Source organism: Dyadobacter sediminis (assembly GCF_005860765.1).
GTDB classification, from domain to species: Bacteria; Bacteroidota; Bacteroidia; order Cytophagales; family Spirosomataceae; genus Dyadobacter; species Dyadobacter sediminis.
In genome coordinates, this window is record NZ_VCEI01000031.1 from 97,378 (window position 1) to 110,438 (window position 13,061).

At 44.8% G+C, this 13,061-nt stretch carries 9 protein-coding genes; 3 read left to right on the plus strand and 6 right to left on the minus strand.

Going from position 1 to position 13,061, the window contains the following annotated elements:
- Positions 1 to 82 precede the first annotated feature (82 nt).
- Both FEM55_RS23560 and FEM55_RS23565 read left to right on the plus strand, forming a co-directional pair.
- Positions 83 to 2,668, plus strand: coding sequence for a zinc-dependent metalloprotease (locus FEM55_RS23560; RefSeq protein WP_138283783.1), 2,586 nt, complete (start codon positions 83 to 85; stop codon positions 2,666 to 2,668).
- A gap of 50 nt (positions 2,669 to 2,718) precedes the next feature.
- The gene (locus tag FEM55_RS23565; protein WP_138283784.1) at positions 2,719 to 3,396 is read left to right on the plus strand and encodes a peptidoglycan DD-metalloendopeptidase family protein; all 678 of its coding nucleotides are present in this window, start codon (positions 2,719 to 2,721) and stop codon (positions 3,394 to 3,396) included.
- Between the two features lie 71 nt (positions 3,397 to 3,467).
- Here the strand turns inward: FEM55_RS23565 and FEM55_RS23570 are convergent, their stop codons facing one another.
- The 3 genes from FEM55_RS23570 to FEM55_RS23580 form a co-directional block, all read right to left on the minus strand.
- Entirely contained in the window at positions 3,468 to 4,226 is a 759-nt protein-coding gene (locus tag FEM55_RS23570; RefSeq protein WP_138283785.1) for an SDR family NAD(P)-dependent oxidoreductase, read from the minus strand.
- Positions 4,227 to 4,272: 46 nt separating this feature from the next.
- The gene (locus FEM55_RS23575; RefSeq protein ID WP_138283786.1) at positions 4,273 to 5,976 is read right to left on the minus strand and encodes a S41 family peptidase; all 1,704 of its coding nucleotides are present in this window, start codon (positions 5,974 to 5,976) and stop codon (positions 4,273 to 4,275) included.
- 111 nt (positions 5,977 to 6,087) lie between these two features.
- Complete coding sequence (locus FEM55_RS23580) at positions 6,088 to 8,037, minus strand: acetoacetate--CoA ligase (RefSeq protein ID WP_138283787.1); 1,950 nt, start codon at positions 8,035 to 8,037, stop codon at positions 6,088 to 6,090.
- 298 nt (positions 8,038 to 8,335) lie between these two features.
- On the opposite strand from FEM55_RS23580, the gene FEM55_RS23585 reads away from it, so the two are divergent.
- Positions 8,336 to 9,859 carry a pseudouridine synthase gene (locus tag FEM55_RS23585; protein WP_138283788.1) on the plus strand — a complete coding sequence of 508 codons (1,524 nt, stop codon included), beginning with the start codon at positions 8,336 to 8,338 and terminating at the stop codon, positions 9,857 to 9,859.
- 80 nt (positions 9,860 to 9,939) lie between these two features.
- Here FEM55_RS23585 and FEM55_RS23590 read toward each other — a convergent pair whose 3' ends face one another.
- From FEM55_RS23590 to rnc, 3 genes are all read right to left on the minus strand, one after another.
- A complete protein-coding gene (locus FEM55_RS23590) occupies positions 9,940 to 11,466 on the minus strand; it encodes a Do family serine endopeptidase (protein ID WP_138283789.1) in 1,527 nt (508 codons plus the stop codon).
- 214 nt (positions 11,467 to 11,680) lie between these two features.
- Positions 11,681 to 12,112, minus strand: a complete 432-nt coding sequence (locus FEM55_RS23595; protein WP_138283790.1) for an Hsp20/alpha crystallin family protein — start codon at positions 12,110 to 12,112, stop codon at positions 11,681 to 11,683.
- 201 nt (positions 12,113 to 12,313) lie between these two features.
- Positions 12,314 to 13,060, minus strand: a complete 747-nt coding sequence (gene rnc / locus FEM55_RS23600) for a ribonuclease III (protein WP_138283791.1) — start codon at positions 13,058 to 13,060, stop codon at positions 12,314 to 12,316.
- Between the last annotated feature and the right edge of the window lies 1 nt (position 13,061).

Sequence of the window (13,061 nt, forward strand, 5' to 3'; positions counted from 1 at the left end):
ACTAGTTTCTCTTTTGACCTAATATTACTTGTTATTGCAAGTAATGTTTATTTTTGTATACGTGCTTAATTAAACCAACTCTATGCGATTTGTTCGTTACCTACTTCTGGCGGGTCTGGTACTCGCGTATTTTAGTGATGCTCACGCCCAAAAGAAAAAAGACAAAAATGAGAAACAGGAGGACGTCAAGATTGATAAAGCCGTTGAGGCAGTTGCCACTGCAGTAAAAGACAAGCTGAAAGATGACCGAAGAAAAAGCCCGAAAGCTTTTAAGGATCTAATTGATACAACCATTGCCGTTAGCCAGAAAGGAATGATTTCTGTGCATAAAATGGATGAAAAATGGTATTTTGAAATACCTGATTCCTTACTTGACCGGGATATTATGGCCGTTACGCGGTATTCCAAAACGGCAGCCGGCGGCGGTATTTTTGGCGGGGAAGAAGTGAACAGGCAGATGATCCGCTGGGAAAAGGGCATGGACAATAACCTGCTGCTGCGCTCTGTAACGATTACAGTTGCCAGCCCGGACAGTACAAAACCTATTTTCCAGGCAGTTAAAAACTCGAATTCCGATCCGATCATCGGTGTTTTTGAAGTCCGTGCCGTCCGGAAAGAGCCCGGTGCAAAATCGTCGGTTGTTGAAGTAACCGACTTTTTCAATTCTGATAATCAGGTATTTTCGCTCAGCTCCGTCAGCAAGCAACTGCTCAAATTGACCTCGTTCAAAAAAGAAGCTTCCTATATTGAAAAAATCTGTTCTTACCCGATCAATACGGAAATCAGAACGGTAAAGACCTTTTCGGTTACGCCTCAGCTGCTGACGTCTTCGCCGGTTCCTTCTATCGGTCAATATTTGCCTTCCGGACTTGATGCGGGTGTTATTACACTGGAAATGAACACATCGCTGATTCTGCTTCCGAGACATCCTATGAAAAAAAGGACTTTTGACAGCCGTGTCGGTTATTTTGCGAACCAGTATGCCATTTTCGGAGAAGAATCTCAAAGATCCGACATTGAAACGTTTGCGGTAAGATGGAGGCTGGAACCAAAAAGTGAGGAAGATGAAGAACGTCAGCGCATCGGCGAACTGATTGAACCCAAAAAACCAATCGTTTATTACATTGATCCGGCCACTCCGAAAAAGTGGCGAAAATACCTGAAAGCCGGCGTTGACGACTGGCAGGTTGCGTTTGAGGCTGCCGGCTGGAAAAATGCCATTCGTGCCGAATACTGGCCTGAAAACGATACAACCATGAGCTTGGAAGATGCGCGCTATTCTGTAATCCGCTATTTTGCTGCCGATATACAGAATGCGTATGGCCCGAATGTGCATGATCCGCGCAGCGGCGAAATCCTGGAAAGTCATATTGGCTGGTACCATAATGTGATGCGGTTGCTTCGAAACTGGTATATCATTCAGGCTGGCGCCGTGGACCCGAAGGCACGCAAGAAAAAATTCGACGATGAACTGATGGGTCAGCTTGTACGGTTTGTTTCGTCGCATGAAATCGGCCATACGCTTGGTTTACGGCATAATATGGGCGCGAGTTCGGCAACGCCTGTGGAAAAACTGCGCGATAAAGAATGGATCGAACTGCACGGACATACGGCCTCCATTATGGATTACGCACGGTTCAATTATGTGGCGCAGCCCGAAGACAGTATTACAAATCTTTTTCCGAGAATCGGGGATTATGACAAATGGGCGATTAAATGGGGTTACAGCAGCATTTCTGACTGCAGCGGTGCATCTGGCGAAAAAGCACGGCTTAATGCCATGACAATTGAGGCTTACAAGGATCCGCGTCTGCATTTCGGAACGGAAATCAGCCCTTACGACCCGCGTTACCAGACAGAAGACCTGAGCGACAATGCCATGAAAGCCTCGGAATATGGTATCAGAAATTTGAAAAGGATTCTTCCGAACCTGATTGAATGGAGCAAGGAAGACGGGGAAAGTTACAAGGAACTGGACGAAATTTACAGCAATGTTGTAGCGCAGTACCGCAGGTATCTCGGGCATGTAATCAAGAATGTCGGTGGTATTTACGACAATCCCGTTACATATGACATGGAAGGTTCCACTTTTGAAACGGTTCCGAAAACCATTCAGAAAGAAGCCATTGAATTTTTAAATACCCAGTTGTTTAAAACGCCTGCCTGGCTGCTGGATCAGAATATTTTAAGCAAGATAAAACCGGAAACCGGCGTGGAATCGGTTAAGGCTTTGCAGGAATATACGCTTACGTCGCTGTTTGCCGGAGACCGTGCGGTGCGCTTGATGGAAACGGGGCTTACTTCAAAGTACTATACGCTGGATGATCTTTTTACTGATCTGGAAAGCGGGATCTGGTCGGAAGCAAAAACCGGAAAAAGCATTGATCTGTACCGCAGAAACCTTCAGAAAGTTTATACTGAAAAACTGATCGATCTTTTGAAACCCGGAAGGGCAAATGTGTTGTCTGTTCCTGTCGGAATAACTTACGGCTATTCTACACGCGTTGTGGAGCTGGACAAAACGGATTTACCTTCTGTTGCACGTGCGCATCTTGAAAGCCTGAAAACGACATTACAGCTTTCCGTTGCCAAAACCAGCGATAAAATTACAAAATATCATATGCAGGATGTATTGCAGCGAATCAGATTTGCGCTTGATCCCAAATAGAGAAAATTTGCCGGGCATGAAGTACAACCTGTTTTTTGACCTAAATCCTTATGCTGAAACTGACTGATATTCTTCAAAAACATCCGGAATTCGATGCCGTTGTCCGAAGTCGGAAACCGTACAGAAAACTGGATTTTTCCAAAAGCAATGAAGAATTACTGCGTCTTGATCTGTCTGAAACAGCTGTATTTTCAGAATATGTATCAAGCAAACTTTTGTCCGGCAATGAATTTACCGGCATTGGCGGGTATGCGGAAAACCGGGTTATTTACCGGAACATGCGGCATTTTACAAATGAACAAAACCCGCGCAGCATTCATCTTGGAACGGATATATGGATGGATTCAGAAGAACCGGTTTATGCTCCGCTGAACGCAAAGGTTCACAGTTTTGCATTCAACAATCAGTACGGCGATTATGGCCCGACTATTATTTTATGCCACGAATTGCAGGAAGTCGCCTTTTATACCTTGTACGGACATTTGTCTTTACAATCTCTGGACGGATTGTATGCAGGAAAAAGCATTGCATCGGGCGAACGATTTGCTTCCATTGGAACATACCCGGAAAACGGAGACTGGCCTCCGCACCTTCATTTTCAGATCATGGAAGATATGAAAAACTATTCAGGAGATTTTCCCGGCGTAAGCAGCGTTCCGGATCAGCCGTATTATTTATCCATTTGCCCTGATCCAAACCTGATTCTGAGAATTCCGGAAAATGAATAAACAAATGATTTGCTGCGATTTTACAAATATTTACAAGACAGCAGCAAACCAAAATAATCTTTTTAAACAGTTCAGACCTGCTTTTTATAAATCACCGTAGCAGCAGACTGGGCGGAAGCCAGAATCGTAAGGTCTGCAATGGTTACGCGTGCCGGCGCATTCACGGCATAAAGAATGGCATCTGCAATATCGGCAGCCTGCAAAGGATCAAATCCCTGATACACTTTTTCTGCACGGCTTTCATCTCCTTTAAACCTTACAAGCGAAAACTCAGTTTCCACTGCGCCGGGTGCTACGTTTGTCACTTTGATTCCGTGCTGCGTCAGTTCCAGCCGCATTCCTTCACTTACCGCTTCCACGGCAGCTTTTGAGGCACAATAAACAGTGCCGTTTGCATAAGTCTGTTTTCCGGCAATGGAACTGATATTGACGATATGGCCTTTCGCCCGTTCGAGCATTAGTGGAATGACGGCTTTGGAAACATACAGTAATCCTTTTACGTTGCCGTCGATCATCGCGTCCCAGTCTTCCATATCGCCTTCATCGAGCGAGCCAAGTCCGTGTGCGTTGCCCGCATTATTGATCAGAATATCTATATTTTTCCATTCGTCGGGCAAAGATCCGATCATGGCCAGTACGGCACCTTTGTCACGGACATCGAATACAAGCGTGGTTACCCGGACCTGTGAAGACACAGTTCCGGAAACTTCATCCAGTTTTTCCTGACGGCGGCCGCAAAGAATAAGATCGATTCCTGATTTGGCAAATACTTCTGCTGTTGCTTTTCCTATTCCGGAAGTAGCTCCGGTAATTAATGCAATTCGGGACATTATTAGAATTCAGTTCGTTTGTAATCGGACAAAAAGCAAAATGATTTTACTTCTTGTTCTTTGGAATATTCAGACTGCTGAACTGGCCTTTCTCCAGTTGCGCCGCCTGACTGAATAAATGAACGGCCTGCTGATAAACATTGTCCATCGGGTTCAGAACCTGAAAGACTTCGTTGTTCAATCCGTTTTTTTGCTTTCTTCCCCAAACGTAACGGCCGATAATGGCTTTGGTTTGAGAAGCGATAACCGGTCTGGAAAGATTCAGCTCCTTTTCATTGGGCTTGATACCGGCTTTTGAAGCATCCTTAACCATATCGGACAGCATTTCGTCCGTGATCTGGAAATTTTGCAAGAATTCATTAAACGTTTCTTTTTCCAGCTTTTTCTGGTTTGCATTGGCGTATCGCAATGCGTATTCACGGATGATATTTTTAGAATAAAGTTCAAACAGGTACTTGCTGTTCATCAATGTATCTTTCGGAACAAATATATCCGGCGTAATACCACCTCCGCCATAAACAATCCTTCCGCCGTCCGTTTTATAGACCTTGCTTTTATCAAACTTGATGCTGTCCACATTAAAAAGCTCGCCGCTTTCATACCGGTGCGAAAGATCCTGACTGTAATCTTCCCCTTTTCCAAGTTCGTACGGCTTTTGGATACTGCGTCCGCTCGGCGTGTAATAACGGGAAATTGTTAACCGCAATTCGGAGCCGTCCGTCAATTTGATCGGCATTTGCACCAGACCTTTTCCATAAGATCTTCTTCCTACGACCAAAGCCCTGTCATGATCCTGCAGAGCGCCGGCCAAAATTTCGGATGCCGATGCACTTCCTTCATCCACAAGTACGATCAACGGGCCTTGTTCAAACAATCCGTCCACATGCGAACGCGTTTTTCTGTCAAACCGGCTGTCTTTTCCTTCGGTATAAACCAGCAGTTTATCACCGGAAATAAATTCATCGGCCATACTCGTCGCACGTTCCATATAGCCGCCGGGATTGCCTCGCAGGTCAAGAATCAGGTTTTTCAAACCATCTGCTTTCAGTGTTTTCAAAGCGGATTTGAACTCATCAAAAGTTGTTTCCGAAAAACGGCTGACTTTGATATAGCCAATTTCATTATCAACCATATAAGATGCGTCCACCGAGTAAGTAGGAATGCGGTCACGAACCACGGCAAAATTCATTTTCTCGTTCAGTCCTACCCTTTCAATGGCCAGATCAACTTTTGTTCCTTTTTTACCTCGTAAAAGTTTATAAACCTGCGCGTTGGTAACGCCCGGCCCGGAAAGATTCTCCTTGTTTACAGAAAGGATCCGGTCGCCGCTTTGTATTCCGGCTGCTTCGGACGGCCCGCCGCTCAGCGGTGTCACTACATAAACCGTATCGTTATAAATATTGAATTCAACGCCGATTCCGTCAAAGCCGGATTCCAGCTGCGACCTTGCGGCAGTTGCCTCTTCTGCGTTGAAGTACGCCGTATGCGGATCCAGTTTTTCCAGCATTTTTGAAATGGAGAAATCAACCAGTTCGTCTGTATTGACAGAGTCCACATAATTATTCTCAACGAGCATCAAAACCTCGCGGTATTTTGCATATCCTTTGGCGACATCCGAAAGCTTGCGTCCGCCGCTGAAAAAAGTACTGCCCAAAAGCACGCCCGCAGCAAGTGTAATACCGATAATGATAGGCAGTCGGACAACTGAACGTGAATTGCGAATCGGGGTCTGGGAATTTTCTGGATTCATTCTAATAGAATTAAAAAGGAGTGAGTGTCAAACCTGCTTTCGGAAGCCTATTCATTAACGTGAAATAAACGATTTTGGTTGCCTAAAGCAAATGAATATCAATGCATATCATCAAACAAAAGCCTTCAGAGACTCAGGATTGCGAACGGTATCCATATTGATGCATTTCAATGGATCTTCGCCCATTAGAATCCGCTTCATCGGAGCTTCAATTTTCTTGCCGTTCATGGTATAAGGAATATCATTTACCTGCTCAATCGTGTCCGGAACATGCCGCGGACTGTACTGGCTTCTCAGGACTTCCTTTATCTGCTGTTTCAGTTTCTCCGTAAGTGTTTTGTCCTTGCCCAGAACCACAAACAACGATATGGTTCCGCCGCCGCTCTCTTTTTCAAGGTACACGGCCAGACTGTCTTTTACATCCGCGATGCTTTCTACGGCACGGTAAATTTCGGCAGTTCCGATCCGTACCCCGCCACGGTTTAAAGTAGCATCCGACCGGCCATGAATGATTACCGATTGCCGGGAAGTTATTCTGATCCAGTCGCCATGCCGCCATACATTCGGGTACATTTCGAAATAGCTGCTGTAATATCTTTCGTCATCTTCATCGTTCCAGAAATATACCGGCATGGACGGCATCGGACGCGTAATGACCATTTCTCCAAGTTCATTTTGTACCGGTTTTCCGTTTTCGTCATAAGCTTCTATCCGGCAGCCCAGCATACGGCACTGGATTTCTCCGGCATAAACCGGCAGAATAGGACAGCCGCCTACGAATGCGCTGCATACGTCCGTTCCGCCGCTCAATGAAATGAGCCACACATCTTTTTTAACTTGCCTGTAAATCCATTCGTAAACTTCCGCAGGCAGAGGAGAACCCGTAGAGCCGATTGTTTCCAGCTTGTTGAGCCGTTCAGATGCAATGCTTACGCCCGATTTCATGGAATTGATGAAATAACTTGCACCGCTTCCGAAATGCGTGATTTTTGCCTTTTCAGCCAGCGTCCACAAAACCTGCGAAGAAGGATATGCAGGCGCACCGTCGTACAAAACCAGTGTTGCACCGCACAACAAAGAACCCAGTGCGTAATTCCACATCATCCATCCGGTTGTAGAGTACCAGAAATAACGGTCGCCCGGCTTTACGTTCTGATGCAGGATCAATGCCTTGAAATGTTCGAGTAGGCAGCCGCCTACGCTGTGCGTAATGGCTTTTGGCTGTGCGGTTGTTCCCGATGAATACAAAATCCAGATCGGGTGGTCAAAAGGAACAGGCTCAAAGTCAATGCCAAAGTTCTGAAGGTGCAGAATATCCTCCCAGGAAGTAAAGCGCTCGGGCTTCGTTTCCGAATCGATGTTGCTGATTAAAACCGTATCCCTGACAGAAGGCAGTGAAAATGACAGATCCTGCGCAAATGATGTTATGTCGTATGTTTTTCCGTTATAAGAATAACCGTCTGCTATGAAGAGTACTTTGGGTTCAATTTGTAAAAAACGGTCCATAATAGCCGCTTTACCAAAGTCCGGCGAGCAGGACGACCAAACGGCGCCAATGGAATTGACAGCCAGAAATGCCGTTACAGATTGCGGAATATTTGGAACTACTGCTGCTACGCGGTCGCCGGGTTTTACGCCACGCTGTCTGAGCCATGCCGCCACAGCTGCAACTTCGGCTTCAAGCGTATCCCAGGAAATTTCCTTTAGTGCGGATTGTTCCGACTGGAAAACAATGGCCGGGCGGTCCTTTGTTTTATTTCTGAAAATATGTTCGGCATAATTCAGTTTTGATCTTGTAAACCATTTGGTTCCGATCATTCCGGACTGCGGCCTCTGAAGGACTTCCAGATAAAGATCGTGTGACTTGATGTTGAAATAATGCCAGAGACTTTCCCAGAAATCTTCCAGATCCGTTACCGACCAATCCCACAAATCATGATAAGAACGAAAATAAAGACCTTTTTTAACAAAAAGCCAATCCATATACCTTTTGAGGTTGGATTGTTCCTGTAAATTTCTTCCGGGCTTCCATAGCGGTTGCTCCTTGACTTCCACTGACATATCTATTTCATTTTATTGAAGGTTGTAAGCATAAAGGGCATTTCAGCTACTTTTACTTAATAGTACTAATAAACGTTCTGTTATTACTTTTGACATAGCCAAAACAAAAAAATTTACTTGAAAAATTTAGCTTATCTTTGTATTCTAAAATTCAAAAACACTTAGTACTCTGATCATCAGATACGTTGGCAAGATGATTTTAGTGGCAATTACAATTTTAAGGCTAATTAAAATCACTTTCAGTTACAAGGTAATTTGTTAAGAGGAAAATAAATCCAGTAGTGATACTGCATTCCTAATGAGAAAAAGAACAAACAACCCGAAGGAAGCAAACGCTTCGCGACCTTCAAACGGCGGGCAAAAGACCTTCCGTAAAAGCAACGACGGCACTGGCCGTTCATTCACAAAATCACGTCCGGAAGTAGAAAGCCGTTTCAGCAAGCCCAGCATCAAAAAGTCAAGCCTGAGAACAGCTGCTTCCAAGCCGGAAAACGCTGGACAAAAAGCAAGGCCGAATTTTGATCACGAAAAAAGCCGTTCCGAACGCCCGCGTTTTGACAAGCCTGCTTTCACAAAATCCGGACCGGACAAATTTGGCTCCGGCAAACCAAGGCCTTTCAAGCGTGAAGACGATTTCCGTGGCGAAAACGACAGACGCGAGTTCACGCCCAAAGACCGTGCATTTGAACCAAGAGACCGTGCGACCGGAAATTCTGACAAACCCCGTTTTGAAAGAAGAGGTAATGAAAGGCCCGGCCGGGATCAGGAATCTTTCAGATCAAGAGAAAATTACGGACAAAAAGAAAGACCTTCCGGCGAAAGGCAGGAAAGAAGCCGTTTTGAAAGAACGGACCGCAACGAACCGCGTGAATCCAGATCAGCTCCAGGCAATTCATTCAGAGACAGACAGGAAAATACGGAATTTAAAAAAAGAGGAGATTTTAGCCGTACCGACCGGGAAAATCCGCGCAGGACGTCAGCTGAACATTCATCTGCCGAAGAAGACCGCAGCGGCGTGGACAGAAGAGTAGGACGTTTTGAAAGTGCACCGCGGTATAACCTTTCGGAATACGAGAAAAAATCAGCTCCAAAACGCAAAGAAAAAGAAGAAGATTCAGAAATCCGTCTTAACCGGTATATAGCCAATTCAGGCATCTGTTCGCGCCGGGAAGCAGATGATCTGATTTCTTCGGGCCAGATTTCTGTAAACGGTAAAACAATCACAGAAATGGGCTACAAGGTTAAGCTGACCGATGTAGTGAAATACGGAAAAAAGTCGCTTAATCCTGAAAAAATGGTTTATATACTGATTAATAAGCCAAAGGATTACATTACAACGACGGATGATCCGGAAGAGCGCAAAACCGTGCTGGACCTGATTCAGGGTGCGTGTTCGGAGCGTGTTTATCCGGTTGGACGTCTGGACCGGAATACGACGGGCCTGCTGCTGTTGACCAATGACGGCGAACTTGCTGAAAAGCTGACGCATCCATCCGGAGGCATCAAAAAAATATATCAGGCGGAGCTGGACAAGCCGATTACCAATGAAGATTTTGAGCTTTTACAGCACGGCCTTGAACTGGAAGACGGATTCATCCGCCCTGACGAAGTCGGAATTGTCACGCCGGATGCAATGGTCGTAGGCCTTGAAATTCACAGCGGCAGAAACCGCATTGTGCGACGTATGTTTGAGCATCTTGGATATGAAGTTCAGAAGCTGGACAGAACGGTTTTTGCAGGACTGAACAAGAAAGACTTGCCGCGTGGCAAATGGCGTTTCCTAACCGAGAAAGAAGTTGTTAAACTCAAATTCATGCTCTGATCAACATTTGACCGATTGCATATAAAAGAGAAAGGCTGCCTTGAAAATCAAGGCAGCCTTTCTCTTTTATACTGAATATATTACAATCTGAAACCAAAGGAATAAATGTCGTACGGCGCATCCGGATACAATCCTTCAAATTGCACCATGGACTCTTCCTTTCCGGCAATTGCGCTCTGGAATTCTTTCACTGTACGAACAGCCTTTCCATTTACTTTGGTAATGATAAAGCCTTCTTCTACTTGTGAACGGGCAAATTTACCACCTTCAATAGAGAGCACTTTTACGCCGCCTTCCAGTTTGTAACGGGAAAGACGTTGTTTCTCCTGATCACTCAGATCACCAAACTGTGCACCCAGTGCATTCATGATAGCAGCCGTTTCATCGCGTTTGATGATGTCTGAGCCGCCGGTTCTGTTACGCAGGGTTACAGTCAGATCTTTTTCGCTGCCGTTACGGTTTACGGTCAGATTCACTTTGTCACCAGGCTTGTGCAAACCAATTGACTGCTGAAGCTCAGGAATGGAATGTATATTTATTCCATCTACTTTCACAATCACGTCACCTTTATTTACGCCGCCTGCTTTTGCAGCACTGTTCTCGGTAAATTCACGAACGTAAACACCGTCATTTACTTTTACACCATATTCTTCAGCTTTTCTGCTGTCGAGGTCGTCAAGCGCAATGCCGAGGTATCCACGTTGAACGTTACCAAATTTGATCAGGTCGGTTGAGACTTTTTTAACAATGCTGGACGGAACTGCAAATGCATAACCTGCAAAACTTCCGGTCGGACTTGCAATGGCTGTGTTGATACCGATCAGTTCTCCTTTCAGGTTAACCAATGCACCGCCACTGTTTCCGGGGTTGACAACTGCATCTGTCTGGATAAAAGATTCAAGCGGAGAGTCACCGGCTGTAGCAGCAGTAGGTTTTACACCATTACGACGGCTCGACTGACCAATAATTCCCAATCCACGGCCTTTTGCACTTACAATACCAGCCGTTACGGTAGATTCCAGATTGAACGGGTTACCGACTGCGACAACCCACTCGCCTACTTTTACCGCATCAGAATTGCCAAGCGTTACAGCAGGCAGATCTTTGGCTTCCACTTTAATGACCGCAATATCCGTAGAAGGATCGGTACCGATTACTTTGGCTCTGAATTTGCTCTTGTTATGAAGCGTTACTTCCAGTTCCTGAGCACCTTCCACAACGTGGTTGTTAGTTACAATATATCCATCCTGAGAAATGATTACACCGGAACCTGATGCCTCGGACGATTGCGGGCCACGGGAACCGCCTTCAAATTCATCACCGAAAAAATCCCTGAAAATATCAGGAATCTGCTGACGTGAAGCCTGACGTGTGATTGTCGATTTTATGTGAACTACTGTCGGAGTTGTTGCTTCGGCTGCATAAACAAAATCGCCCGGTGTCCCCACCGGAATACCGGTAGAAGTAAAGCGGTTGATGGATTCCGCAGCAGCTTCCTTAATAATTACATCTCTGTCACTATCTGTACCTAATAGTTTAAAGCCAGCAAGAGTTGATGCGCTAGAAATCAACCCAACCAACACTAAACCTTTCCAATTTGTTTTCATAGACATATGTTGGGGTTTTATTTTTGTAAATAAATAACGCAAAGCAAATAACAAATTATTCCCGTATCCGGCTCATTTAACATTATTTAACAGTGACATTCCTTTAAATAATTCATTAAAAAACCCTGCCAGTTCAGCAAACAATTTATTATTAACTTGGTTCATAACAAAGGCGTTATTTATAAAAATAACGCCTTTTCAATTTATCAGCTAGTTAGGCAATCTCGATTGCACGGGCTGGCTTTTCTTTGGCTTCTTCGCGTTTTGGCAAAGCAATGCTTAAGATACCTTCAGAATAGTTTGCTTCAATTTTGTCTCCGTTAACTGAATTCGGCAATGTGAAAGTGCGCTGGAAAGAAACATAATTGAATTCCCTGCGTGTGTACTTTTCATTCTTTTCTTCCTCTTTATTTTCTTTCTGGGCCGAGATTGTCAGCTGGTTTTTTTCCAGGTTCAGTTTGAAATCGGATTTCTGCAAACCGGGAGCAGCTACTTCTATGCGAAAACCTTCTTTACTTTCTACAACATTTACAGCCGGAACGCTTCCCGAAAAAGCAGGAGCAGCAAATTCGTTGAAAAGATCTTTTCTGAAAATTCCGTTCAGGTAAGAAGGATTTGCGAAATGTGTTTTAACAAGCGTGTTCATTTTATAAGATTTTAAGTTTCTAAATTTCAGTTTTTATAATTCCCTTTCGGTATACTGATATTATCAACTTTTATTCCTCACCTGAAAAAACAGAAAATACATGACACAATGTCTTGGTAATGGAAGCAAATCCATTTTACAATGACAACATGGCTGATTCTCAGCAAAAATACAGGTCAAAATGAAAGGCGAGTAGCCATTTTATCTTAACTCAAGAAGTGCACAGGCTTGTTCAGAGGCGGATTGCTCTGCTTTTTTCTTGGTAAATCCGTTGCCCGTAGCAAATGGCTCGTCATTTACAAGAATTTGTGAGATGAATTCGCGGTGGTGCCGCGTTCCGCGTTCTTCAAGGATTTCAAACCGGATTTCCTTTCCTTCACGCTGCGCCCATTCAATAATGAGGCTTTTGAAGTTGGCATTGTTCTGGATAATACTATCCAGATCGTAATGGGTAATAAGCTTGCTGATAATGAACGTTCTGGTGAAGCGGAAGCCCTTGTCCAGATAAATGGCACCTACAAACGCTTCCAGTGCATCGCCGTACATGGAAGAACGGGGCGACATGCCGCGGCGGTTGCCGTCATATTCGATCAGATGGTCCAGCCCCAGTTTGCGGGAAATCTGGTTAAGCGATTCGCGGTTTACAATCCGGGAACGGATTTCGGTAAGAAAACCTTCGTCTTTGTAAGGATATTTGGTAAAAAGAAATTCCGCTACAACCATTCCGAGTACGGCATCACCGAGGTATTCCAGTCTTTCATTGGACTCGCGGAAACCTTTTATGGCTGTTTCTCTGGACGCAGAAGTATGGCGGAATGCAAGCTGATAAACGCCAAGATTGGAAGGCCGGTCGCCAATTACATGTGCAATCGATTCCTTAAATTTCTTATCCTCGGCACTTCCGGCCCGGAAGAGAGAAAGTATCGGTAAAAGGATTCGCTTTGCCACG

What these genes read in the sequence shown, in the direction of transcription:
- FEM55_RS23560 (WP_138283783.1), top strand. Translation starts at nt 83, where the DNA reads ATGCGATTTGTTCGTTACCTACTTCTGGCGGGTCTGGTACTCGCGTAT.
- FEM55_RS23565 (WP_138283784.1), top strand. Translation starts at nt 2,719, where the DNA reads ATGCTGAAACTGACTGATATTCTTCAAAAACATCCGGAATTCGATGCC.
- FEM55_RS23570 (WP_138283785.1), bottom strand. Translation starts at nt 4,226, where the DNA reads ATGTCCCGAATTGCATTAATTACCGGAGCTACTTCCGGAATAGGAAAA.
- FEM55_RS23575 (WP_138283786.1), bottom strand. Translation starts at nt 5,976, where the DNA reads ATGAATCCAGAAAATTCCCAGACCCCGATTCGCAATTCACGTTCAGTT.
- FEM55_RS23580 (WP_138283787.1), bottom strand. Translation starts at nt 8,037, where the DNA reads ATGTCAGTGGAAGTCAAGGAGCAACCGCTATGGAAGCCCGGAAGAAAT.
- FEM55_RS23585 (WP_138283788.1), top strand. Translation starts at nt 8,336, where the DNA reads ATGAGAAAAAGAACAAACAACCCGAAGGAAGCAAACGCTTCGCGACCT.
- FEM55_RS23590 (WP_138283789.1), bottom strand. Translation starts at nt 11,466, where the DNA reads ATGAAAACAAATTGGAAAGGTTTAGTGTTGGTTGGGTTGATTTCTAGC.
- FEM55_RS23595 (WP_138283790.1), bottom strand. Translation starts at nt 12,112, where the DNA reads ATGAACACGCTTGTTAAAACACATTTCGCAAATCCTTCTTACCTGAAC.